Here is a 271-nt window from a genome sequence, read left to right on the forward strand (position 1 = left end):
CTTGAGTTGTGGTTTCACCGTTGGTTCCAGCCAGAGGGACAACACCTTTATCAACCTTGATGCCTACGACACCCCCTTTGTCCTTGATGACTTTGGTGAAGGCCACGCCATCGTCGGTCTTGTGGTAGAGGGTCTCATGGAAGGTGATGACGCCCCCGATGCAGGGGTTCACTTTTTCGTCGGCCGTGAAGAGCAACTGGCGGTAAAATCTGCGGTTCTCCTCTGTGTTCTCTGCCCCAATGGAACTCAAGCGCTTAGCAATGCTGCCTGT

The 271-nt window shown here is 53.9% G+C and carries 1 protein-coding gene; it reads right to left on the minus strand.

Annotation, left to right across the window (positions count from 1 at the left end; genetic code table 11):
- The coding region (locus F1003_RS18725; protein WP_497986926.1) for a class I fructose-bisphosphate aldolase at positions 1 to 250 on the minus strand (250 nt) is incomplete at its 3' end.
- Between the last annotated feature and the right edge of the window lie 21 nt (positions 251 to 271).

Origin of the sequence: Winogradskyella ouciana (assembly GCF_009709615.1) — a bacterium.
In the GTDB taxonomy this organism is placed as follows: Bacteria; Bacteroidota; Bacteroidia; order Flavobacteriales; family Flavobacteriaceae; genus Winogradskyella; species Winogradskyella ouciana.